Source organism: Streptomyces sp. Rer75 (assembly GCF_013414305.1).
Classification (GTDB): Bacteria; Actinomycetota; Actinomycetes; order Streptomycetales; family Streptomycetaceae; genus Streptomyces; species Streptomyces himastatinicus.
In genome coordinates this window covers 41,441-65,043 of the sequence record NZ_CP058693.1, presented here as the reverse complement: position 1 = coordinate 65,043, position 23,603 = coordinate 41,441, and the positions used below count along the sequence as shown (strand labels likewise).

At 65.9% G+C, this 23,603-nt stretch carries 15 protein-coding genes and 2 pseudogenes; 9 read left to right on the top strand and 8 right to left on the bottom strand.

Annotation, left to right across the window (positions count from 1 at the left end; all coding sequences use genetic code 11):
- Nucleotides 1–54: 54 nt before the first annotated feature.
- Together HYQ63_RS00265 and HYQ63_RS00260 are read left to right on the top strand one after the other, a co-directional pair.
- Nucleotides 55–354, top strand: coding sequence for a hypothetical protein (locus HYQ63_RS00265; protein WP_179931956.1), 300 nt, complete (start codon nucleotides 55–57; stop codon nucleotides 352–354).
- 100 nt (nucleotides 355–454) lie between these two features.
- A pseudogene (locus HYQ63_RS00260) lies at nucleotides 455–1,343 on the top strand (IS5 family transposase).
- Between the two features lie 58 nt (nucleotides 1,344–1,401).
- Here HYQ63_RS00260 and HYQ63_RS00255 read toward each other — a convergent pair.
- A complete protein-coding gene (locus HYQ63_RS00255; protein ID WP_179931955.1) occupies nucleotides 1,402–2,349 on the bottom strand; it encodes a YafY family protein in 948 nt (315 codons plus the stop codon).
- A 90-nt stretch (nucleotides 2,350–2,439) separates the two neighbouring features.
- On the opposite strand from HYQ63_RS00255, the gene HYQ63_RS00250 reads away from it, so the two are divergent.
- Nucleotides 2,440–2,805, top strand: a complete 366-nt coding sequence (locus HYQ63_RS00250) for a VOC family protein (protein ID WP_179931954.1) — start codon at nucleotides 2,440–2,442, stop codon at nucleotides 2,803–2,805.
- Between the two features lie 12 nt (nucleotides 2,806–2,817).
- Nucleotides 2,818–3,043: pseudogene (locus HYQ63_RS00245) on the top strand (IS481 family transposase); the annotation flags it as partial.
- A gap of 148 nt (nucleotides 3,044–3,191) precedes the next feature.
- Here the strand turns inward: HYQ63_RS00245 and HYQ63_RS00240 are convergent.
- Together HYQ63_RS00240 and HYQ63_RS00235 are read right to left on the bottom strand one after the other, a co-directional pair.
- Entirely contained in the window at nucleotides 3,192–3,842 is a 651-nt protein-coding gene (locus tag HYQ63_RS00240) for an HNH endonuclease family protein (RefSeq protein WP_179931953.1), read from the bottom strand.
- A 451-nt stretch (nucleotides 3,843–4,293) separates the two neighbouring features.
- Nucleotides 4,294–5,178 (bottom strand): DNA/RNA non-specific endonuclease, encoded by an 885-nt coding sequence (locus HYQ63_RS00235; protein ID WP_179931952.1) that lies wholly within the window; start codon nucleotides 5,176–5,178, stop codon nucleotides 4,294–4,296.
- Nucleotides 5,179–5,411: 233 nt separating this feature from the next.
- On the opposite strand from HYQ63_RS00235, the gene HYQ63_RS00230 reads away from it, so the two are divergent.
- Complete coding sequence (locus HYQ63_RS00230) at nucleotides 5,412–5,807, top strand: peptidase inhibitor family I36 protein (protein WP_257231494.1); 396 nt, start codon at nucleotides 5,412–5,414, stop codon at nucleotides 5,805–5,807.
- 824 nt (nucleotides 5,808–6,631) lie between these two features.
- Here the strand turns inward: HYQ63_RS00230 and HYQ63_RS00225 are convergent.
- Nucleotides 6,632–7,432, bottom strand: a complete 801-nt coding sequence (locus HYQ63_RS00225; protein ID WP_179931951.1) for a maleylpyruvate isomerase family mycothiol-dependent enzyme — start codon at nucleotides 7,430–7,432, stop codon at nucleotides 6,632–6,634.
- Between the two features lie 347 nt (nucleotides 7,433–7,779).
- The gene (locus HYQ63_RS00220) at nucleotides 7,780–8,286 is read right to left on the bottom strand and encodes a DUF6233 domain-containing protein (RefSeq protein WP_179931950.1); all 507 of its coding nucleotides are present in this window, start codon (nucleotides 8,284–8,286) and stop codon (nucleotides 7,780–7,782) included.
- A 106-nt stretch (nucleotides 8,287–8,392) separates the two neighbouring features.
- Between HYQ63_RS00220 and HYQ63_RS00215 the strand changes: the two genes are divergently transcribed.
- Nucleotides 8,393–9,304 carry a Ku protein gene (locus tag HYQ63_RS00215; protein ID WP_179931949.1) on the top strand — a complete coding sequence of 304 codons (912 nt, stop codon included), beginning with the start codon at nucleotides 8,393–8,395 and terminating at the stop codon, nucleotides 9,302–9,304.
- 48 nt (nucleotides 9,305–9,352) lie between these two features.
- Here HYQ63_RS00215 and HYQ63_RS00210 read toward each other — a convergent pair whose 3' ends face one another.
- From HYQ63_RS00210 to HYQ63_RS44155, 3 genes are all read right to left on the bottom strand, one after another.
- The gene (locus tag HYQ63_RS00210; RefSeq protein WP_179939590.1) at nucleotides 9,353–9,790 is read right to left on the bottom strand and encodes a lamin tail domain-containing protein; all 438 of its coding nucleotides are present in this window, start codon (nucleotides 9,788–9,790) and stop codon (nucleotides 9,353–9,355) included.
- Between the two features lie 556 nt (nucleotides 9,791–10,346).
- Entirely contained in the window at nucleotides 10,347–10,859 is a 513-nt protein-coding gene (locus HYQ63_RS00205) for a GNAT family N-acetyltransferase (RefSeq protein ID WP_179931948.1), read from the bottom strand.
- A 147-nt stretch (nucleotides 10,860–11,006) separates the two neighbouring features.
- Complete coding sequence (locus tag HYQ63_RS44155) at nucleotides 11,007–11,219, bottom strand: DUF6207 family protein (RefSeq protein ID WP_257231493.1); 213 nt, start codon at nucleotides 11,217–11,219, stop codon at nucleotides 11,007–11,009.
- A 535-nt stretch (nucleotides 11,220–11,754) separates the two neighbouring features.
- Between HYQ63_RS44155 and HYQ63_RS00200 the strand changes: the two genes are divergently transcribed.
- The 3 genes from HYQ63_RS00200 to HYQ63_RS00190 all read left to right on the top strand — a co-directional run bounded on the left by HYQ63_RS00200 (nucleotide 11,755) and on the right by HYQ63_RS00190 (nucleotide 23,451).
- Nucleotides 11,755–16,071, top strand: a complete 4,317-nt coding sequence (locus HYQ63_RS00200; protein ID WP_179931947.1) for a LamG-like jellyroll fold domain-containing protein — start codon at nucleotides 11,755–11,757, stop codon at nucleotides 16,069–16,071.
- 120 nt (nucleotides 16,072–16,191) lie between these two features.
- Nucleotides 16,192–23,097, top strand: coding sequence for a polymorphic toxin-type HINT domain-containing protein (locus HYQ63_RS00195; protein WP_179931946.1), 6,906 nt, complete (start codon nucleotides 16,192–16,194; stop codon nucleotides 23,095–23,097).
- Nucleotides 23,098–23,106: 9 nt separating this feature from the next.
- Nucleotides 23,107–23,451: a hypothetical protein gene (locus HYQ63_RS00190; RefSeq protein ID WP_179931889.1), complete on the top strand. Its 345-nt coding sequence runs from the start codon at nucleotides 23,107–23,109 to the stop codon at nucleotides 23,449–23,451.
- Nucleotides 23,452–23,603: the final 152 nt, after the last annotated feature.

The window sequence follows — 23,603 nt, the reverse complement described above, 5'->3', positions numbered from 1 at the left end:
CTGTGACGTCAGCGTGCACACGGACGGTTTCCCGTTCGACCGAAGGACTGAGCCGTGCCCGACCGACCTGAGATTGTCTGCATCTGTGGCTCTACCCGGTTCGTGAACGAGATGCGTGCGGCGAACCGTGATCTGACCTTCGCAGGTGTCATCGTCGTCGCGCCAGGCGAAGCAGACGAGTTGATCACCAACGAGCAGAAGACCGCCCTGGACGCCCTCCACCTGCGCAAGATCGACCTGGCTGACCGGGTTCTGGTCGTCAACCCCGGCGGGTATATCGGCGAGTCCACGAGCAGGGAGATCGCATATGCCCAGGCCACCGGCAAGTCGATCTCGTTCACCGATCCCGTCTGACCAGTTGACGCTTCGTGGTGCGCGCGGGCAACGAGTCTCGGTCAGCCTCGGAGCGTGTTGCTAGAGGGTCTTCGAAGTCGTCGGGCGCAGCCTTGTGCTTGTGTCGCGTGACGTGATCTCTGATGAGGCCTGGGCCGTGCTCGGGCCTCTGTTTCCCGCTGTGAAGACTATGGGCCGTCCGCCGGTAGACCGACGCACGGTGGTCGAGGCGACGGCGTGGCGGTTTCGCACCGGGGCGCCGTGGCGTGATCTGCCCGAACGGTTTGGGAACTGGAACACGATCTACAAGAACTTCGGCCGCTGGTCGAAGGCCGGGGTCTGGGCGCGCGTCCTCGAGCAGGTTCAGGCGATGGCTCACCAGGGCGGCGACGTCGACTGGATCGCGTCGATCGACTCCACGATCGTGCGTGTCCACCAGCACGGCGCGACCCTGCCCAGGGACAAAGGGGGCGCTGTCGAGCTATAAGAAGCTCGGAGACGAACCCGCTGATCATGCGATCGGCCGCTCCCGTGGCGGGTTGACGACTAAGACGCACCTGGTCACCGACGGCAAGGGGCGGGCGCTGGCGTTCGTCCTGACCAGCGGCCAGGTCGCGGACACGACGATGCTGCCCGACACGCTCGACGAGATCCGCGTGGCCGGCGTGACCGGACGGCCACGTCAGCGTCCGGACCGGCTGCTGGCGGACAAGGGCTACCCGTCCAGGGCGAACCGGGCGTGGCTGCGCGAGCGCGGCATCGCCACGACGATCCCGGAACGTGACGACCAAATAGCCCACCGCCGCAAGCGACCTGGCCGCCCGATCGACTTCGGTGACGAGCAGCGGCAGCGGTACCGAGGCCGCAACGTCGTCGAGCGCTGCTTCAACAAGCTCAAGCAGTGGCGCGGGCTCGCGATGCGATCAGACAAGACCGCCCGCAACCACCACTCCGGTCAGTGCCTCGCCGCCACACTCCACTGGGTCCAGACCTTTAGCAACACGGCCTAGGTGTTGCGGGGCAGGACGACCATGTCACCTCGTGTGGGAGATTCAGGGCGAGAACTCTCTACGAGTACTTCTGAAGGATCTGTGTAGCGAGTTGTCGGATGCGCTCGCGGGCTTCTGCGGGGCTGGTGACGGTGACGCTGTTGCCGAACTGCAGTAGCAGGCGAACGTCCTCCAAGTCCCGACCGGTGACCGTGATGCTCACTCGTTGCGCTCCTGCGGTGTCCCGAATGGTCAAGCGGCGGCCGAGGATGCGCCTCGCCCGACTGAGTTGGTTCGAGTCAAGTTCGGCGTGGATCTGGAAGACTTCCGGGTTCTCCCAGTGCGCCGTCAGTTCGCTTGCGACGCTGTCCAAGGTCACGTCCGGACGCAGCCGACGAGCTGCCCGCATCGGCTCCCAGCCGACGATCCGTTCCAGCGCGTGGAGTCGAGGACGCCCCGCGAAGTCTGCCACGAGATACCACCTCCCGGCTTTGGCCAGCAAGCCATAAGGGTCTATGACCCGCCAGGTGGCCTCGACGTCCTCGGATCGGCGGTAGCAGATGCGCAACCGCACACCGCGCCGCAGGTCACCCACCAGCGCTGCCGGAGGCAGCCCCTCGGCGTCTCTGGAGAACCACGGGCTGTTGTCGGTGGTCACGACCGCGCTCAAGGGCAGCACGTCGATGTTCGACAGGCGCAGGGTCGAACGCATCTTCTGGTGCGCGCGCCGGGTGTCGGCCGCGGCTCCCAGTTGCTCGCGCTGCATGTCGTCGAGGCCGTAGAGCGCGAGATGGTCCCGTTCGCTGGGAGTGAGCCGTGACGTGTCGAGCATCCCACCAGGTAGAAGGGTCACCCCGCCCCAACGGCCTCGTCGGATCAGCAGCGGGAATCCCGATTCTTGCAGCCATTGCAGATCTCGGAGGACGGTACGGACCGACACACCGACTTGCGCCGCCAGATCGGCGGTCGTCATGGTCTCCCGAGATTGCAGCGTCAGCAGCAGCGAGAAGAAGCGATCCGGAGTCACGGATCAAGAGTCTCAGGGAACGTGACGGAATCCGTCACAAATGACAGGCAAGCTCCAGTCGTTCAGTGAGACCGACCCAGGGAGTGAGCAATGTCGACCTCGATCGTGTTCATCGTGTACGTCAACGAGGCACCCCAAGCTGCCCGCTTCTACGCAGACCTGCTTGAGATCAAGCCCAGCTTCGAGACTCCTGGATACATCGCCTTCGATCTTGGCGACGGCGCAGACCTTGCGCTCTGGAGCGGGCAGATCGACGGCCTGACCCCGGCGGTGCCACGCACCAGCGAGGTCTGTCTCCCACTGTCTGGCGGACCCGACGCGATCGATCGCCAGTTTGAGCGGTGGGTGGCGAAAGGGGCCCGAGTGGTCAGCGAGCCGCGCGATGAAATATTCGGGCGCACCTTCGTCGTTGCGGATCCGGATGGCAACCTGATCCGAGTCGCCCCCACTGACTGACGACACGCGGCTATGACTCATCGCAATGCACACCGCTCACTGTCGAGGGACGCCGCCGATTAGTCCAACGCTGTCGGACTCGCCCCATCGCCCACGTAGCCGCCGAGATGAGTATGTCAATCACTGGCGCAGGTTCGGTGAAGCCGGTCTGCAGGACCGTTCGTCGGTGCCGCGCTGCAGTCCAAGCGCCACCCCGACGTGGGTCACCGCGCAGGTCGAGACGTGGCGACGAGAGCATCCTGCTCCTACTCGAGGGCCGAGCTGACGCCAGTTCGTGTCTCGTCGCTACGACGCGGGCTCCGGTCAGCTGATCCACATCTGCTAGTTGACGGCTGTGCCCGTCGCCCCGGCGCCATGCTGGGCTCCGGGGCGACGGGCGGGCGGGGTCAGTCGGCGGTGGCGACGGTGACCGGGGTGTTCGGGCAGTTGGCGGCGAGGTCGGTCAGGGTCTGCTGTTCGGCCGGGTCGACGGTGAGGTTCCAGCGGAGTTTGATCGCCGTCCAGTCGGCCACGTACCGGCACACCACCGCGTCGTCAGGCAGCCACTCGGACACGTCCTGATCGCTTTTTTGGCGGTTGGACCGGGCGGTCACCGCTACCAGGGCGCGGCTGTCTCCGAGGTCGTTGGCGTACCGTTCGCGCCGCTTGCTGGTCCAGGCCGAGGCGCCCGAATCCCAGGCCTCGGCGAGCGGGATGAGGTGGTCGATGTCCAGGCCACGGGCGCCTTCGACCTCCTGGTCGTCATACCAGGAGTACCAGCGCCCGCCGTTGAGGGTGCACCGGCCGGTCACCTGAGGCGCCACCGTGGCCTCTTCCAGCAGTACCTCCGACCGGGTCGAGCACCCGTCGCGGTCGGTATCGATCCAGTGGTTGAACAGATCCCGGTCGTAGCCGCTGCGGTCCTCCTCGGCCACCGGCAGGGTGGCGACGGCTGAACGCAGAGGAAGAGTGATGTCCTCGGCCTGAGCGGGGCTGGCGGTAGCGAGCGCGGCTGCGGCCAGAACTCCGGCCAGACCAGCGCGAATTGCGAGCTTCATGTCCTGAACATGGGCGGATGCTCACGGTCCATGCCGCCGGAGGCAAAAGATGCCTCGACGGAGTGAATGCCCACCACTGTGATGACCGCCGAGCCCTGCTGAACCCCCGGCTCGCGGCTGACCTGCTGCACGAGACAATCCGACCAGGTCTTCGACCCTCTGCTCACCCTGCCTCAAGTGGACCGGGAACCTGAAGCACTAATTCCGGTTTCGCTGAAGGAGGTTCCAGCTCATCCGCCGTGCCAGCACCACTCCCGGCAACGGGGTCCTCCGCGCTCACGAGAGACCGCTCCGACGGCGCGTCCTCCCAGCTGTGGTACCTGGCCAGCGCATAACCGGCAGCCACCGGGCCCCAGCCCATGGCGGCCGAGGCTCGGCAGCGGGCGACCAACTGCGGCGGGCCCGCCCCTTGAAGGCGACTGTCCAGCTCGGCCGCCTTCCCGGTGCCCTCCTACGAGGTGGGCATGGTGATGTCGTCGTAGGACTCCAGGAGGGTCCAGGGCCGTGCTGCGCGCACGCCGGCGGGGAGCCGGTCGGCGGCCGGCAGCGGGCCCAGGTCCAGGCTAGTGAGGCGGGCGATGTCGGCCACGGGCACCTGGAAGGTGCGGAAGGCGCCGAGTGGGGGAGGGTCTCCTGCTCGCGCGGCTTCCGCCATGGCTTGGGCGGCGGCGTCTTTGGTGAGGTCGGGGCTCTGGTCGAGCACGTAGGCGGTGGCCGCCAGGTCCCCGTCCTGCATGAACGCGGCGACTTTCCAGAACTGGAGCGGTACCTGGATGCCCCGGTAGGGCGGGTCGGAGTTCTCGAGCACCGGCCCGGTGAAGACCGTCAGCTTGCGGTCGAAGTTTTCGGCGTGCTCGAGCAGGAAGTTCTCCAGTCCCTGCCAGAGCTTTTTGCCCTGGTTGAAGACGTTCATCTGGGGCGCCGAGTTGGTGTAGTGGAACGTGTCGTCGTTCGCCTTGGGTGCGTCGGGTCCCCATACAGGGTCGAGGCGGCGGACCAGGTGTCCTTTGTCCAGCGGGTTGTCCTTGTAGATGAGGTGGCCGGCCTGCTGGGCCTCGGGGAGGCGGGGGTCGAAGCGCCACTCGTCCTCGCGCGGCACGTCGACGAGGCGGGCGCCGTCGATCATGACGGCGGTTGCCGCAGCCAGCCGCCGGTCCGGGCGGAAGACGACTGTGAAGTTGGCGTAGGGGAGGACGACCGTTTCGGTGCCCGAATCGGCAGGTACGGGCAGCGGGACAGCCGGTCCCAGGAAGCGGTCGTCGTAGCCCTTGCGGTTCGCCAGGGATTCGCGGCTGGCGCTCTCCGTGTTCGGCTGAGGGTCGGGGTGAGTGGCCATGTCGTTGTCGTACCGCACCGACCTGGCCCACACGCTGGCCCGACATGCGGCCTCACCCGGATGCTCGAGAGCAGACTCGAAATGCGCCCAGCCCCAACCGCCACCTGGCGCACAACGGCAACACCGTGTTCTCGCATCCCAGCCCTTCCAGGAACCACGCGCGTTTCCGCCCGATCGCGTGGTTTTGTCTCCCGACGCCCTCGCGAACGCGGCCGTGGCTCTTCACTGTGGGCATGAACCATCTCTCCCGCAGCCTCGTGGCCGCCGCTCTGACCGTGCCTCTTTTGACCGCCGTGGCTCCCACTGCCGCGTCGGCGACCAGCAGGTCGGCAGAGATCGACTGCCCCGACGGCTACGTGTGCATCTACCCCGAGATCAACTTCGGCGGGCAGCCGTGGGTGAAACGGGCCGTCGACGGCAGCGTGAAGGACCTACCCTCGGCCATCCGGGACCGCGGCAGCTCGGTGCGGAACAACTCGGATCGAACCGCACGCGTCTACGAGAAGCGCAACTACTCCGGCCGGTGGGTATGCGTCACCAAGAGCGGCGGATCGATCCACGACCTGCGCGGCTACAACCTCAACGACCAGACCCGCTCCCTGCGCATCAACCGCAACGACTGCGGCTGACAACCCTCGGGTCCGGCACAGGGGAAACGCGGACCGCACCCGGGGCAGGAATCCGCATCCGCAAGTCCATCTGTGTGGGCCTCCAAGGCTCAGTGGCCGACCAACCTTGGAGCTCCCGGCCGCAGGCGGAACTGTGCTGGACCAGTGGCCGCCCTATCGCGGCCGCTGGCGGGCCGATTCCGCCCCTGCGCGTCGCCGTTATCGCGTTCCACCTGGAGCGGGCTGGTTCGACTCTGGTCCGCTGCCCAGCTGGCGGCGCCCCGGCAGCCGCGTCGGGAGCTGCTCCTCGTCGGACGGGGCGGGCGGCCCAGCGGCGGGCCCGCTCCGCAGCCGAACGGGCACGTTCGCGGCTGTCGCCAACCCGGGACAGCACCGGCTCGTCGGACCAAGGACCGGTACCCAGGGCCGCGGCGGGTGCTGCTCACTGCTTGCTCCTCCCTGGTGACCCGAGTACACCGCGGTCCCGTAGGTCGCTCAGGTTTGGGAGCTGGACGGCTGGTGGTTCGGCGTCCAAGTCTCGATGGCGGCCTGGCGATGAGTAGGCGCCGTGGCGGATGCCAGGAGCGGCGTCTGAAAGCCGTAGCCGAGAGCCCGGCGAACGATTGTCACGCTGATCAGGTACGGCGGGCGCGGGGGCAGCAGTTGGGGCGTGCGGCGTGAGGCGGACCGGGAGGGGGCCGTCGACGGCGCGCGGCCTGTACTGCGTCACCGTCCTGCACATGATCTTGGTCGTCGCCTTCATAGAGGTCTAGTCGCCACCCGCTGCCCTCATGCTGCCCCCGCTGCAGGGTGGCTTCAACGGCGGCACAGTATGGGCACGCGTCCTACTTCTCCTCCGGCTCCCAGGCGCGGAGCAGGTCGAGCAGCCCTGTGTCCCCGTCCACGCGCAAGGATTCGGCCTGGATGCGGTCGTACAAGTAGAGGACCAACTCACTGGCCGTGCCATGGATGGAGGCGCCGGCTGCGTCCGAGTCCTCGTCGGTCGCGGCAGTGTGCGCGGGGATGCGGGTGGAGCGTGCGCCGTCGCCGTCGACCGTGAGGCGCCAGGAGCGGCCCTCGGCGGCGTGGAAGTCGAAGGCCGTGGGCTTGTGCGGCCAGGCACTCGGCGTTGCGCAGACGGTGAACAGGAACTCCTCCACACCGTCGAGTGCCACCTCGACCGGCAGCGGCTGCGGGGCGCCCCCGGTGAGCTGGGCGTCGTACGTGTGCACCGCGGTCTCCTGGGCCCGGTGCCGGGCGATACCGCCGGAGGTTTGCGGTGACTGCGACGCAGGCCACCACGTCCAGCTACCGCTCTCCGGTCCTGCCTCGCGCAGGGCGCTCAGCAGAAGCTGCGTCGACGCGGCCAGCCAGGCCAGCAGGGCCTCACGCTCCCGCGGCACTTCCAGAGCGGCGCGCGCAGCGGTGGCCTCGGCCGGGGGAGCGTCGGCAGGCCCCGCGCCGACGATGGCGGCCCAGAAACGGTCTCCCCCACCCAGGTGCTTCACCAGATCGAACAGCGTCCACCCGGGGCAGGTCGGCACCTGCACATCGAGGCTGGGAGCGGCGGCGACCGCGGCGCGGAAGGCGGCCGACCGTTCGTCGATGAGTCGCAGCAGGTCAGGGAAGTCCAGAGTGTTTTGCACGCCGGATGTCTATCACTGCGCCCCGTGCGACCGCATGCGGATTTTCACAGCCGACGCGGCGGGCGCGCGGCACGGGCCGCGCACCCTCGGATGGCGCGGTGCCCTGTTCTCATGCGCAGCATCGGTACTCCCGTTCGACCAAACACCCCACAGGATCGGAACGGCAACAGCCGCTCAAGATTCGCTGTCGCAGGTCACCTGTGCAACGCCACGGGGCTGAGTGGGCCTCATGTGACAGAACGCCTGATTTCTCCCTGACCAGCGAGTTCAGGTTGACAACCCCAGATAATGCTGGTGATCGTGGCCTACCTGGAGGGATAGCCCCGCCAACGGCTACAGGTAGGCGATCATTCTCCGGCGCCCTCTTGGCGCACGGTGGGGCGGCGTCGCAGGGCCTTGTCCGGGCGGCAGACGTCGCACCATGCGATGGCTTTGCGTGCGAGCAGGTCGACGGCGTCGTCGGTGGTGATGCGGTCGTGGCTGTTCCGGGCCTGCCAGCAGTCGCGGCGATGCAAGCGGCGGGCGGGATCATCGACCGCGTACTGGTGGAGCTTCTCGACCACCCACTGCCTGCCCGCGACAGCACCCTGCGTCGGCACCGGTGAGTAGTCCTCGCCGGGGATCTGCGCGATCTCATCAGCCTCGACGCTGATCGGGGTGGGCGCGCCCGTGGTCTTGGTGGTGCCGTCAGGCCCTTCGTGCCGAGCGGGAAGGATGGCTTCGCACTCGTACCACCAGCGGCCGTCCACGGTGCGGGTGCGTCCGAGGACCACGACGTCCAGCTGCTGGCCGTCGGGGAGTGTGGCCCTGGCCCATGGCCCGGCCTTGGCTCGCCACTCCTCCTTCGCATCCATGATTCGGATTCTAGTTCGAATGCCGCGTAAGGGCTGGCCAGGGGCGTCCCGTCCGGGCTTGGCCTAGGCTGGAGCCGACCCCAGGGGGGCTCCTGGGAGGTAGGCCATGCCGCGCCCAGTCTGGAGCGGGGCCGTCAGTTTCGGTCTCGTGACGATCCCGATCAAGGTTCTGCCAGCCACCGAGGACCACAGCATCAGCTTCCGGCAGATCCACACCACCGACGGTGGCCGGATCCGGTACCGCAAGGTGTGCGAAATCGAGGACCGCGTACTCGACCAAGACGAGATCGGGCGCGCTTACGAAGAATCCCGCGACCAGCTCGTCCCCATCACCGACGAAGAGCTGGACGACCTCCCATTGCCCACCGCGAAAGCAATCGACGTGCAGGCGTTCGTCGACGCCGAGCGTCTCGACCCGATCCGGTTCGGCCGCCCCTACTATCTGCAGGGCGACGGCGCAGTCGCCGCCAAGCCGTACACGCTCCTACGCCAGGCGCTCCAGCGCAGCGACAAGGTCGCCATCGCGAAATTCGCCTGGCACAACCGCGAACGGCTCGGCGCACTCCGGGTCGTCGGCGACGCCATCGTGCTCCAAGCGCTCCACTGGGAAGACGAGATCCGCTCGAGCGAAGGGCTCGCCCCTAAGGGCGTCGAGTTGTCCGACGCGGAAGTCGACGAAGCCATGGAGCTGATGGAGATCATCGGCGGCACCGACATCAGCCAGTACCGCGACCAGTACCGGGAAGCTGTCGAGGCCGTCATCTCGGCCAAAGCCGAAGGCCGCGAGCCGCCCGAGACGGAGGCACCGGCCGAGCCCAAGGGGCGGGTCGTCGACCTGATGTCCGCCCTCCAGGACAGCGTGCGCGCAGCCAAGGAGAACCGCGGCGAGACAGGCGGCGAGGGCGAGGTGCGGGAGATGCGGCCGAAGAAGAAGACCGAGGCCAAGAAGCAGGCCGGAAAGAAGACCGCCAAGAAGGCCCCGGCGAAGAAGACGGCCCGGAAGCGGTCGGCATCCTGACCGCACGACGCCCCGCCTCGGCGAGACGGGGCGTCGCAATCGCTCAGCTCAGCACATCTTGTAGTCGTAGCGGGTGCTGTTGTACGAGCAGGAGTCCCGGAAGGCGCCGCTCGGCGTGCGGAGTGTGGCGGTGTCCTTGTCGTTGTTCCACACGTAGGCCCCGCGCCCCCAGTAGACGTGGCCAGCGCTCTGGCTGCCGCGGCCGGTGTGAACCTTCACCGTCTTCCCCGCGCTGACCCGGTAGGAGGGGAAGGTGTAGATGTAGCCGGTCTTGTCGCGGAGCGTGTAGCCCTTGATCTGCACGGCCCTGCTGGTGCTGTTTTTGATCTGCACGTACTCGGCGTTGAGGCTGCTGTTGGAGCGGGTGTCCGAGCCGGGCGAGTCGTAGTAGACCTTGTACAGGTGGATCGAGCCGGCGGCCTGCGCCTGGGTGGGCAGCAGAGCGACGCTGGCGGAAGCCGCTGCGGCAACAGCGGCAGCGAGCATGCGGGTACGAAGCAAGACTCGTCCTCGTGATCAGGCCGGGCACCCCCCATGGTCCCGGCGAGGGCGATCACACTACGGGTACAGCGGTATCAACGGGGTGTCGTTACCGATCCGGGACATGAAGTGCGAGCCGTTCGAAAATGGCAGACACTTGTCGGCCTTTCCGTGGGGAGGCCGGGAGGGGTGTTCCGAATGCTCGCCCTGCCGCAGCTCAGAGACAAGACGGCACTCTTCCAGGGGCCGCCAGCCGTTGACCGGCTCAAGGCCGCACTCCACTTGGATAACGCCGGGTGGAACGGCTTTGCCAGCGGTGTCGAGGCGAGCTGTGGCCGAGGCGCAGTCACCGTGGCAACGCTCCGAGCGCACCGGGCTACCGTTTCGGTGGGACCTTCACTTGCTGCCCGGAGCCGGGCCCGACGAGCGGGCCCTTGTGAGCCCCGGTAGGCCTCGCATACAGGACGCGGCCAGCTCCTGGGCAGGTACGAGCCGCGTCCGGGAGGCCTCGCGTTCTGAGCAAGCGCCGCATCGGCTCCATTCGGTGACTCGAGACAGATGTTTACGGTGCCAGCGTTCCCTGCAGCGTTTTGTGGAGTGCGCGGTTCACTGCGGGATTCCGTCCGGGCCTGTACGGCTTGATGGGCTGGTAGCCGTGTGAGCGGTACAGGGAGAGGGCTGCCAGGTTGGCGACGCCCGTCTCCAGCTGTACGTGGGTGATCTCGTGTAGTTGGGCGTCAGCTTCCAGCCGGCGCAGGATCTCCCGCCCGAGAGACTTCCCGCGGGCGTCCGGGCGCACGTACATGCGCTTGATCTCCGCGGTTCGTGGGTCGAGGAGGCGCCACCCGCCGCATCCGGCTGCCTGCCCGGATGCGTCTCGGCCCAGGAGGAAGAGCCCGTTGGGTGGGGTGTAGTCATCGGCGGGCGTGTCAGCGGGGTCGTCAGCGAAGCCGTACATCTGGACCTGCGCGAGGTGGAGCTGCAGCAGGAGCGGCTGTACTGAGGGAGCGTCGTATCTAACCGGCGACACGGTCCAAGCAGGGGAGAGGCATAAGTTGTCGGGATGCGAGGTCATGCAGCTGAGAGTGCCCCTGGTCTGCAGTCTCGATAGCACGTGCGTCCGCTGGGACCCGCATGGCCTTGGCAGGTCGGGCCAGCTGACCTGCCACTCCTCAAGGCTTTCGTGGCGGTGGAGCGATGACGTCACTCAGCTCGCGTGTCCCTACGCGAGCGTGCCGGGCCGTCGGATGTCCGCGTACACACGAGCCTTCACCCCAGCGGACCCGGGTTCGCGCCGCACCGTAGGAACACCGGAGGTGGCCCACCATCGGTCCAGTGCGGACATCACCGCTTGCGCGGTCTGTTCATCGTGGGCGGTGATGTCCAGGACCACCAGGCCAGGCTCGGCTACGTGCTGCGCGTCGATGTGATCCATGCCTGGGCTGACGCGTCGGAGGATGAGACGGTTCGCTGGCGGCCTCTACGTCACCCGTGAGAGTGGCCTGTTGCCCGCAGCCGGCATACCGCCCGTCGCTCGATCTCTGCGCTGGACAAACACACACGGCCCCCGCCTTGCCCTGGCCGGCGCCCTGCGGTGTGGCTTTCACGACGAATGCGGTGAAGGTCGGGATAGAGCAGGTGTGCGCCATCGCTGCCTGCGGGAGATGCCGTCCGGTCCGGGACGCTGTTGGGGAAAGTGGGCGCTCCAACTCGGCTGCTTCTGGGTGAATGCGGGCTCAAGCCTTGATAGAGGATTCATCGAGAGGGAGTGGTGCAGGACCGGAAGATCCTCTGAGAGTTGGACTCCTTGTTAAAAAGCAGTTCAAGTCATGCCTCCCTTCATCTCGTCAGAGACTGCTTCTGTCCCTTTCAGTGCACTTTGATGGCATAGACCGCCTTGTTTTGTTGCTCTACGTTCTCGTCTCGTCTTGTTCACGTGATCTTTATGTCTTTGGCTGGGGGGCCGGGGGATGTTTCGTCGTGCGCGCAGGCGCGGCCGGGGTGGGGTTGTCACTGGTGGGTTATCCGTGGCCCTGTGCTTGGGGCTGATGCCTGCTGCAGTTCCACAGGCCTTAGCGGCGGTTCCAGGTGCGACGCACCGCCAGGTGACATCGTCTTCGGGCAAGGAGAAGAGCAAGACGGCTGTCTCTGAGACTGATGCGTTGGCCAAGGCGAAGCGTTCCGGCAGCAGGGTGGAAGTGGTTCCCCTGAGAGGCGAGACACGTGATGTGTTCGCCACGCCGGACGGCTACCTCGAGGCCAACGAGTACCTGCGACCGGTGCGGACGCGGGCGGGCGGCGAGTGGAAGCCGATCGACACGGACCTGGCGCGTACCAGCGACGGCACGGTCGCGCCGAAAGCGGCGGCCCTCGATGTGGCGTTCTCCGGCGGTGGCGATGGCCCGATGGTGCGGATGCGCCGGGCCGGCCGGGAACTGGCCTTGTCCTGGCCCACCGCGCTGCCGGCCCCGGTTCTGGAAGGCAACACAGCCACCTACCAGGACGTGCTGCCCGAGGTGGATCTCAGACTCTCGTCAGATGCCGACGGATTCTCACAGCTCCTCGTGGTGAAGTCAGCCAAAGCCGCGGCAAGCCCTGGTCTGGAGCAACTGCGCCTCAAGCTGCGGACACAGAACATCCAGGTACAGCAGACCACCGACGGAGGCCTGGAAGCCGTCGACAACGGAGCGAAGTCCGCGGTCTTCGAGGCCTCCACACCCCTGATGTGGGACTCCAGCGATGCCACCTCCCAGACCACAGCGAGGAAACCGGCCGCACCCCGCAAGGGACCGATGAAGAACCCGGACACTTCACAGCAGGCGCTCCAAGGGACCGCGGAGGACGAGCCGGGAGCGGGGGAGTCGGGGAAGCTCGCCCCCATCGGCGTGCATGTGCCCACCGACGGTCAGGAGCTGGTGCTGACCCCGGACCGTGATGTCCTGCGCGGCGGGGACACCGTGTACCCGGTGTTCATCGACCCCCAGTGGCACTCGCCCCGCTCGTCGGCATGGACGATGGCGTCGAAGTACTGGGCGAGCTCACCGCAGTGGAAGTTCAACGGCAAATCCACTGAAGGCCTGGGGTACTGCGAGTGGAACTACTGCAACCCGTATGACACCAAACGGCTCTTCTACCGCATCCCGACCTCCGCCTTCGCCGGCAAGACGGTCCTGTCAGCCGAGTTCGTCGTACGCAACACCTGGTCGGCGTCCTGCTCGAAGCGGGAGGTGGAGCTGTGGCGGACCAAGGACATCAGCTCATCGACGACCTGGAACTCGCAGAACGCCGCCGGCTTCTGGGTCGACCACTTGAAGACGTACTCCTTCGCTTACGGCTACGAGGGCTGCGCCGCCGGAGATGCCGAGTTCGATGTGAGGAGCGCGGTACAGGAGGCGGCGTCGAAGAAGTGGTCGACGATGACCTTCGGGCTGCGGGCCGGGAGCGAGTCAGATCGGTACGCGTGGAAGCGCTTCTCGGACAAGGCCTTCCTGCGGGTGAAGTACAACCGCCCGCCCCCGCAGATCAAGATGAACCAGCTCCTCATGGAGTACGGAGGCCAGTGCAAGAGACCCGGCGACGCCCCGCGGGTCCGTACCCGGGGCCAGATCTACGCGAACAACGTCACTGACCCCGACCGTGACGCTATATCCGTGCAGTTCCAGGCAGCATGGGACTCCGGCGACGGCAAGGGCACCATCGCCCGCTGGAAACCAGGCCGCACCACAGCCAAGAAGTCCGGTGCGGACTTCCGGATCTCCCTGCCCTCCTCCCTGCCGTCGAACAAGACCGTCTCCTGGTACGTCCGCTCCTACGACGGCGCCCAGTACTCGCCGTGGTCATCCGCAGGATCGGCCACCAGCTGCTACTTCCTCTACGACACGAGCATCCCCAAAGCCCCCGGGATGTCCTCGGGGGAGTATCCGGCCTCAGACCCGGATAACCCGGACGACCCCTGGCTCGACGGCGTAGGACAGTACGGCGACTTCACCCTCGACTCCACCTCCACCGACGTCAACCGCTACCGCTACGGCGTCAACGGCAGCCCGTCAGCTAAACACGAGATCACCACCTCTAACGGCGCCGCCAAGGTGGTGAAGCTCCTCCCCTCGAAACCCGGGCTGAACTTCGTCACCGCCCAAGCCTTCGACAAGGCCGGAAACGCATCTGAGATCCGGACGTACCAGTTCCGGGTCAAGGCCGGACAACCCGAGCGCGCCATGTGGCAGATGGACGAGGACACGGACGCCACCGAGGAGAAGGGCACAGCACCGCCCCGCGTCGCACAGCTGCACGGCGGCGCCCAGACCGGCGCCACAGGCGTGCAAGGCTCCGCGCTGCAACTGGACGGGACAACGGGCTACGCCGACACCGACATCCCGGTGGTGGACACCGACCGAGGCTTCACCGTCTCAGCCTGGGTGCAGCTCTCCCAGGTCCCCGACCACGCGGCCGTCATCGCCACCCAGCCAGGGAACCACCGGCCCGGCTTCGAGCTGTACTACTCCTCCACCTACGACCGCTGGGTCTTCAACCAGTACACCTCCGACAGCGCAGACGCAGGCATCGCCCGCGCCATGGCAAACAAACCCGGCGGAGTCAAAGCCGGGGAGTGGACCCACCTGGTCGGCTCCTTCGACTCCGTCGAACAACGCCTGCACCTGTTCGTCAACGGCAAACAGGTAGGGGAGACCACCTACACCTCAGCGTGGAACGCCCGCCGCGGACTGCAGATCGGCGCCGGCTCCTACGACGGCCAGCCCGACGCCTTCTTCCCCGGCACCATCGACGAACTACAGATCTTCGACAAAAGAATCAGCGACGACGAGGTCACCCGGCTCTACGCCAAAGAACGCATCGGCGATCCCGGCCGCCCCGCCATCGCCATCTTCCCCTTCGATGAAGAACCCGGCTCCACCACCGTGACCGGTCACGGCGATGTCCTGCCCGCCCGCCTCCAGGGCGGCGCCAAACCAGGAACCCCAGGCATCGCCGGCAAGGCCCTCACCCTCGACGGCGTGGACGACCACGCCCGCGTCGGCGCCCCCCACCTCAACACCTCCCGCAGCTTCGCCGTCTCCATGTGGGCCAAACTGCCACAGTCCAAACCCAGCCGCTCCGCCGTCGCCATCGCCCAGGGCGGCACCCACAAAGCCGGCTTCGAGCTCTACTACTCGGCCACCTACGACCGGTGGGTGCTCAACCAGCACACCTCCGACGCACCCGACGCCAGCGCCGTACGCGCCATGCAACCCGAAGGCACCCACGCCTACGGCAACACCTGGGCCCACCTCGTCGGCGTACACGACACCGTCGCCGACACCCTCACCCTGTACGTCAACGGCCAACAAGCCGACTCGGTCAAACTCGGCGGCTCCTGGTACGCCGACGGGCCGATGTTCATCGGCGCAGGCTCCTACGAGCAGAAACCCGACAACGTCTTCCCCGGCCAGATCGACGACGTCCGCCTCTACGACCGCCCCGTCTCCTCAGGCGAAGTACTGCAGCTCTTCCGGCAACGCCCCCAGCTCCAAGGACGCTGGAACTTCGAAACAGCCTCCGGCACACCAGCCACCTCGCCCGATGCCACACCCGAGCGCCACGCCATGGCCCTCCACGGCAACGCAAGCATCGGCACCGGCATGATCGACGACGGCGCACTGCAACTCGACGGCACAGGCGACTACGCCGACACCAGCACCGTGCCAGTCGACACCAGCGGCAGCTTCACCGTGACCGGCTGGGCCCAGGCCGCCGCCACCCCCACCAAAAGCGCCGCACTGATCAGCGCAGAAGGCAGCCAGCAAAGCGCGTTCGCCGTGCGCTTCGAACCAGACAAGAAAGACCCAGAAGGCCTAGGACGATGGCAGGTCACCCTGCCCGACCGTGACGCCACCGGCGCCTCCCTGGTGAGCGTCGACAACGAACAGTTCTACGACGTGCGGGACTGGAACCACCTCGCGCTCGTCTACGACGGCTTCAGCAAACAAGCACGACTGTACGTGAACGGGGAACTGGAGGAGATCGCCTGCCCCGACGCCGACGGCGACGGCGAAGCCGACGACACCACCTGCGCCGACCGCATCCCGTGGGCGGAGGACACACTCACCTTCAAAGCCACCAAGTCGCTGCAGATCGGCCGGGCGAAAACGGCCGGCACCTGGGGCGAGTACTGGCCAGGCGCCGTGGACGACGCATGGGCCTTCCAAGGCGCACTCACCGACGAACAAGTGGCCTTCCTCGCCGGGCACTGGACCGACGTACCCACCGAGGTCCCACAGACCGAGTAGCCACGCCGCCCCGGGCGGCAGCACACCCTGCTGCCGCCCGACACACAGCTCGGTTCACACAACATCCGCGCCACACGGCTCCGTACCCTGTGGCGCTCGCAGTGAGGGATTGAACCAGGTATGAAGGGCAGACCCAGACTCCGCATGGGTTCAGCACGCCGTCAGGTTGCCATCGCCATATCCGCTGTCATGGTCGGCGCGCTGCTCCAGGGCGCAGGCGCCCCGCCAAGCGCGGCAAGCAGCCGGAGCAAGCCTTCGGCAATGCCGCCCGGCCTGGAGAAGCCGGTCGCCGGCAAAGCAGCCGGGAAGGCCAAGCCCCGCACCCTTTTCAAAGGCCACAGGACACCAGCGCGCGCACCGAAAGCCAGCTGGACCGATGGCGGGTCGGCTCTCCTCCACCTCCCGACCTCGACCACGAAGCGCTCTGCCACGCCTACCCGGGCCGGAAACCTTCCCGTCGCGCTGACTCTCCGGCCGCCTGCCGGGTCAGCCAAGCGAGCCGCGGACGGCCCGGGAAGCGCGGAGCGCAGCGTCCGCGTTCGTGTCCTCGAGCACAAAAAGGCCCAGCAAGCCGGCGTGAACGGCCTGCTGTTCACTCTGACCCCCGAAGCCGAGCGACGAGACCAGAGCGACCGGGCCGCAGTGAAGGTCGACTACTCCACGTTCTCCGAAATGTTCGGCGGCAGCTATGCATCCCGACTGCAGCTACTGGAACTCCCCGCATGTGCTCTGACCACCCCCCACAAGCCCGCCTGCCGCTCCGGCACCCCCATGCACACCGTCAACGACGAGGAAAAGCGGACGCTGACCACAGACCGCGTCCCCCTTCACAGCGGCGCCACGACGGTGCTGGCAGCAGCAGCTGCGGAGAAAGGCGAGAAGGGCGACTACAAAGCCACCTCACTGTCACCGTCCGCGACCTGGACCACCAACCTCAACACAGGTGATTTCGCCTGGTCCTACGACATGCCGACACCAGAGGTCCCCGGAGGACTGAAGCCGAGCGTGGGGCTTTCCTACACCTCAGGCGCCATCGACGGCCGGACCGGCGGCACCAACAACCAGTCCTCATGGGCCGGCGACGGCTTCGAAATGTGGCCCGGTTACATAGAACGCCGCTACAAGCCCTGCTCCGACGACGGCATCGAGCACGCCGACGGCAACAAGCCCGGCGACCTGTGCTGGGGATACGACAACGCCACCATTTCCTTCAACGGCATGGCCGGCGAACTCGTACCTGCCGGACACGACGAGTGGAAGCTGAAGCAGGACGACGGCACCAAGATCAAACGCGTCAGCGACAAAGACCGCAACAACGGAGACGACAACGGCGAATACTGGGTACTGACCACCCCCGAGGGCACCAGCTACTACTTCGGCTACAACAAGCTCAGCGGCTGGGCATCGGGCAAGGAAACCACCAACTCCGCCTGGAACGTTCCCGTCTTCGGCGACGACGCCGACGAACCCTGCCATGCCGCCTCCTTCGCCGCATCGTGGTGCCAGCAAGCATGGCGATGGAACCTCGACTACATCGTGGACGTCCACGGCAACGCGGTTGCCTACTACTACGACAAGGAAACCAACTCCTACGGCCGCGACCTCAAGGAAGCAGATGACACGCCCTACGTGCGCGGCGGCTATCTCGACCGTATTGAATACGGCCTGAAGTCCACCAACGTCTACACCGGTAAAGCCCTGGCGAAGGTCACCTTCTCCAGCTCCGAACGCTGCATTCCCGACCCCAAACAACAGGTCACCTGCGATCCCGGCACCATCGACAGCAAAGCACCCTACTGGTACGACACGCCCTGGGACCTCAACTGCAAATCTGGCACCAAGTGTGATCAAGGGCGGCTATCGCCTAGTTTCTGGACCCGTAAGCGACTGACCGAAGTCACCACCACCGTCCTCAAAGACGACACATACGCAAAGGTCGACTCCTGGAAACTTGGCCACCACTGGGGCACAGCAGACGTCGACTACCAGCTACTCCTGGACGAGATCCAGCACACCGGCCACAGCGCTGCCACCCCCATCACCCTGCCGAAGACGACCCTCACCTACACCCAGCAGACCAACCGCCTCGACAAAACAGGCGACGGCAAGGCCCCGTTCATCAAAGCCCGCCTCTCCACCGTCGCGGATGAATCCGGCGGCCAGACCGATGTGAACTACTCATCCCCGGCCTGCGCCCGTGACTCCCTGCCCACGCCACAGACGAACACCACACGCTGCTTCCCCCAGTACATCGGCGGCAGCTCCAGCGACGGCCCCGACGAAGAATGGTTCAACAAATACGTCGTCGACTCGGTCACCGCGACCGACCGCACGGGCGGAGCACCGGACCAAGTTACCCGCTACACCTATCTCGACGGCGCCGCCTGGCACTACGACGATGACGACGGCCTGACCAAGGAGAAGTACAAGACCTGGTCCCAGTGGCGCGGCTACGGACGCGTACGCGTACAGACCGGCGGCCAGGGAACCGACAGCATGAAGTCGCAGGAAGAGACCTACTTCCTGCGCGGCATGGACGGCGACAAGAAATCCCCTTCCGGCGGCACACGAGACGCCACCGTTACTTTGGACGAGGGCGAAGGCGACCCCATCACCGACCACGAGTCGGCCGCCGGTTTCACATACAAGTCGGTGACCTTCTCAGGCCCGGGCGGCAAAGCACTCGAGAAGACCGTCAACCGCCCCTGGCACCACGAGACCGCCAAGCGAGTCCGAAGCTGGGGCACCGTCACCGCCAACCTCACCGGCACCTCATACACCAAAAACCTCACCTCCCTCGACAACGGCGACGGGCAGAAATGGCGCACGACCAGCTCGTCCACCAGCCTTGACACCGTCGCCGGACGCCCTGTGCAGGTCGACGACTTCGGCGACGCCACCACCGCCGACGACAACCAGTGCACCCGCACGACCTACGCCGACAACACCACCGCGAACATCCTGACGCTGCCCTCCCGCGAAGAGACAGTGGCCGTCAAGTGCGACGACACCCCCGACCGGTCCAAAGACGTCATCTCCGATGTCCGGACCGCCTACGACGGCGGCACCTACGACGCCGCCCCCACCAAGGGCGACGCCACCGCAACCGCGACCCTCAAAGAACACGACGGGAAGAAGGCCACCTACCTGGAGTCGGGTACCACCTATGACTCCTATGGCCGCGAGCTGACCAGCACCGACCTGACCGCAACCGTCACCGCAGCCAGCACCGGAGCCCCCTCCCGCTCCACACGTAGCGACGGCCGCACTACCAAGACCACCTACACCCCCGCCACCGGTATCCCCACCAAAACCACCGTGACCACCCCGCCCGCCACCAAGGGCGACGCAACCACCGCACAGACCACCACCACCGAACTCGACCCGCTACGCGGCCAGCCACTCGCGGAAGTAGACACCAACAACAAGCGCACCGAGTTCGCCTACGACGCCCTGGGCAGGTCCACCAAAGTCTGGCTCGCCGACCGCCGCACCAGCCAACTGCCCACCTACGAGTTCTCCTACTTCATCACCGAAGGCGACGCCGTCGCCGTCCGCACCCAGACCCTCACCCCCGCAGGAGGCGCACAGCTAGCCTCCTACACCCTCTACGACGGCCTCCTCAGAGCGCGCCAGACCCAAGCCCCCGGCCCCGAGGGCGGCCGCATCATCACCGACACCTTCTACGACGAACGCGGCCTCACAGCCAAGACCTTCGCTCCCTACTACGCCGAAGCCACACCCCAAACCAGACTCTTCGAACCAGACAACGCGCTCAGCGTCGAAACCCAGTCACGCCACACCTATGACGGCCTGGGACGCGAGACCGAAACCAAGCAGATCGCTGGCAACGGCGACGGCGGCACCATCCTCTCCACCACCCGCACCATCTACGGCGGCGACCGGACCACGGTCATCCCCCCCGAGGGCGGTACAGCGACCACCACCGTGACAGACGCGCGCGGCAAAACCACCGAACTGCAGCAGCACCACACGCGCGCGATTGAAGCGGCAGCCGACACCACCCACTACCGCTACACCCCCGCCGGGCAACTGGCACAGGTCACAGACCCGGCAGGCAACGTCTGGAAGTACGACTACGACCAACTCGGCCGGCAAATCAACTCCAGCGACCCGGACAAGGGCACCACCAAGAGCGCCTACGACGACCGTGGCCAGTTGACCTCCACCACCGACGCACGCCGTGTCACCCTCGCGAACACCTACGACGACCTCGGCCGCCGCACCGAACTGCACGAAGGCACTACCGACGGCCCGCTGCGCGCCAAGTGGGTCTTCGACACCATCAGCGGAGCCAAAGGACAGCTCGCCGAATCCACTCGCTACGTCGACGGTGCCGCCTACACCAACAAAATCACGATGTACGACCGGCTCTACCGGCCGATGAAGACCGCCACGGTCATCCCAGAGCGCGAACACGAACTGGCCGGCACCTACGAGTCGGGCACTGACTACCACGCCAACGGCCTCGTAGCAGCAACCAGCTACTCCGCGGCCGGCTCGTTGCCCGGCGGCGGCGTCAACTACACCTACGAGGACGACACCCTCCGGCCGATCAAGGTCTACGACGGCCGAGGCATGACCGCCACGACCTCATACAGCCTGACCGGCAAGCCATACGCCTACCAGCTCACCGGCGTCAGCGGAGGGAAGAACACCTCCGTCACCAACACCTATGAGTGGGGCACACAAAGACTGGCCACCACCCGTGTGGACCGCCAGGACATCGCGGGCGTCGACCAGTACACCACCTACGGCTACGACCCGGTCGGCAACGTCACCTCGGTATCCGACGTCTCCCGAGGCGGCACCGACACCCAGTGCTTCACCTACGACTACCTGCGGCGTCTCACGGAGGCCTGGACACAGCCGACAAAGACCTGCGCGGACACCCCGTCCGCCGGCGCAACGGGCGGACCAGCTCCGTACTGGCAGTCCTACACCTATGACAAAACCGGTAATCGTCTCACTGAAACCCAACACGACCCGGCAGACTCCGCCAAGGACACCAAGCGCGAATACCACTATCCCGCACCGGGAGCCAGCAGCAGGCAACCCCATGCCCTCACCTCAATAGACACCACCGGACCCACTGGCCAGAGCGAAGAGTCCTTCGGCTACGACGAAGCCGGCAACACCGCCACCCGCACCCGGAGCGGCGACACCCAGAAACTCACCTGGGACGCCGAAGGCCACCTCGCCAAGGTCAGCCAGCCCCGCGAAGGCGGCACAGACCAGGTCACCGAGTACCTCTACGACGCCAACGGCAACCGCCTGATCAGCCGCACACCCACAGAAACCACTCTCTACCTCGGCCCCACCGAAATCACCCTCGCCAAGGACTCCAAAACCCCGAAAGCCACCCGCTACACCGACTTAGGCGGCGGCAACCAAGCAGTCCGCTCCGATGACAACACCGTCTCCCTCACCCTGGCCGACCACCACGGAACAGCCCAACTCGCCGTCGACGCCCAGTCGCTGAAGCTCACCCAGCGCCGCACCACCCCCTTCGGCGCGCCACGCGGCGAGCAACCTTCGGCCTGGCCTGGAACCAAAGGCTTCGTCGGCGGCACGATCGACACCACCACGGGCCTCACTCACCTCGGCGCCCGCGAATATGATCCGGCAACCGGCCGCTTCATCTCCGTCGACCCGGTCATGGACCTGACCGACCCCCAGCAGATCAACGGATACGCCTACGCCAACAACACACCCGTCACGATGAGCGACCCCACCGGCATGTGCCCGGAGGAGTCATGCGCGGGGAGAGGACCGATGGGCCCCAGATGGCCCGGAAGTGGCGGCGGAGGTGGTGGGCACGGAGGTGGTGGACACCGCAGCCGGGGACACGGTGGTGGAGGCGGCGGCTACAGCAGCCCTGTCAACACCGGAGCTGCCGCCAGGGCGCAATACCGGCACGGCATCGGATCGGTTACTGGCTACGGCCTCAGCGTCGACGCCCACGCCAGAAAGAAGATGGCGGAAAACGCTGCTATCGCGGACCCATGGGATGTCATAACAAAAATTACATTTAAGGCGATAGAGCTACTCGACCCAACTAAAAACGCGAGAGAGTGTCCAGGCGAGTGGGATGCAGACACGTGCAGTGCTGCGGGCCTCGATATGATTGGCGTTACCAAAGCCCGCCTACTGAAGCAAGTCGCCAAGAAGGCGATCGAAGGGGTAGAAGAAGCTTGGGCCGCCAGGAACAAGAAATCTAAAGATGATTCCTCTTCCAGTAAAGTAGAGTCCGCCTGTCACAGCTTCACGCCGGACACTGAGGTCCTCCTAGCGGATGGCGCCACGAAACCAATACAGGATGTCCAGCTCGGCGATTCTGTAAAGGTTACCGACCCGAAAACGGGCAAGACCACCGCACGCAAAGTCGTCGGCGCCATCGTCACTAAGGACGACAAGGAGTTCGTCGACCTTACGGTCGACACGGGCAAGGGTAGGAGTGCAGCAGCCCTTATCTCCACCGCAACACACCCCTTCTGGGTGGACTCTGAGCGGAAATGGATAAAAGCCGGAGACCTCAGGTCCGGCATGACCCTCCATACTCCAAGTGGCAACACTGTCATCGTCAAGGAAGCCCGCCACTTTGCCAAGCGCCAGCGCACCCACGACCTCACCATTGCCGGAATCCACACGTACTATGTGCTGGCGGGCGAGACGCCGGTCCTCGTTCACAACTCGAATGGAGCCTGCGGGACAAACCTGACACGAGGTGAAAAGGTTGCTGCTGCGGTGGGTGTCGAGGATCTGTCTCCAGCATTGCGTAAGAACCTTACCGGCTTCATGAAGAAGAGTCCTGGGGATGCCGAGATTCCGCAGATCATTCGACTCCCCGGAGGCGGTGCGGAGTTCAGCTACAAGGTTCCCGGAAGGGTTCCCGGGTCGTACGCGGTGTATCGGAAGCGGGTAGACGTTGAAGGAGTCACGGAGTTAGCTTATAAAACGACGTTCCTCCCCGATGGCAGCATCGCGCACATCAAGTTCAAGTGAGGATGATCGATGGAATCGGACTTCCAGGCTCTGACAAGCCTGATTCGCTGGGAATCTTCGCTGGATGACCTGATCGGTGCCGCCAACCAATGCGATCTGCATGAGGGTCCTTCTGTGCGGCTGGATCGTCATGCTGTGAGGGACATTCTACAGCGGTGTATTTCCGGACAGCTAGACGTTCTGGAATTGCCTCGATGGGCTGGGTCGGTTCACATGTTGGACCGTGTCGAGGTCGATGAAGTGGACGTTGAGATGCTGACTCAATTCCTCTTTGAGGTGTCGAGTCCTGAACTGTTCGAGCCGATTAGCGTGGACGTATGTCAGCGATGGGTCAGTCGGCTGGAGAAGGCGTAGCATGCTGCTCACATAAAAGCCTGGAGGCTCGGACGGAGGGCATTCCGGCCGGGCCTTCAGGGCGTTTGACCGGAAACGGTGACGGCAACGTCAGCGGACGACTGCTGGGCGGGTGGGTCGTCGGTGGAGGGGGGAGCTGCTCCCCGCTGGAA

Excerpts from the sequence above, each read along its gene's own strand:
- HYQ63_RS00250 (WP_179931954.1), top strand. The coding sequence starts at position 2,440 with ATGTCGACCTCGATCGTGTTCATCGTGTACGTCAACGAGGCACCCCAA.
- HYQ63_RS00240 (WP_179931953.1), bottom strand. The coding sequence starts at position 3,842 with ATGAAGCTCGCAATTCGCGCTGGTCTGGCCGGAGTTCTGGCCGCAGCC.
- HYQ63_RS00235 (WP_179931952.1), bottom strand. The coding sequence starts at position 5,178 with ATGGCCACTCACCCCGACCCTCAGCCGAACACGGAGAGCGCCAGCCGC.
- HYQ63_RS00230 (WP_257231494.1), top strand. The coding sequence starts at position 5,412 with ATGAACCATCTCTCCCGCAGCCTCGTGGCCGCCGCTCTGACCGTGCCT.
- HYQ63_RS00220 (WP_179931950.1), bottom strand. The coding sequence starts at position 8,286 with ATGGATGCGAAGGAGGAGTGGCGAGCCAAGGCCGGGCCATGGGCCAGG.
- HYQ63_RS00215 (WP_179931949.1), top strand. The coding sequence starts at position 8,393 with ATGCCGCGCCCAGTCTGGAGCGGGGCCGTCAGTTTCGGTCTCGTGACG.
- HYQ63_RS00210 (WP_179939590.1), bottom strand. The coding sequence starts at position 9,790 with ATGCTCGCTGCCGCTGTTGCCGCAGCGGCTTCCGCCAGCGTCGCTCTG.
- HYQ63_RS00205 (WP_179931948.1), bottom strand. The coding sequence starts at position 10,859 with ATGACCTCGCATCCCGACAACTTATGCCTCTCCCCTGCTTGGACCGTG.
- HYQ63_RS44155 (WP_257231493.1), bottom strand. The coding sequence starts at position 11,219 with ATGGATCACATCGACGCGCAGCACGTAGCCGAGCCTGGCCTGGTGGTC.
- HYQ63_RS00200 (WP_179931947.1), top strand. The coding sequence starts at position 11,755 with ATGTTTCGTCGTGCGCGCAGGCGCGGCCGGGGTGGGGTTGTCACTGGT.
- HYQ63_RS00195 (WP_179931946.1), top strand. The coding sequence starts at position 16,192 with ATGAAGGGCAGACCCAGACTCCGCATGGGTTCAGCACGCCGTCAGGTT.
- HYQ63_RS00190 (WP_179931889.1), top strand. The coding sequence starts at position 23,107 with ATGGAATCGGACTTCCAGGCTCTGACAAGCCTGATTCGCTGGGAATCT.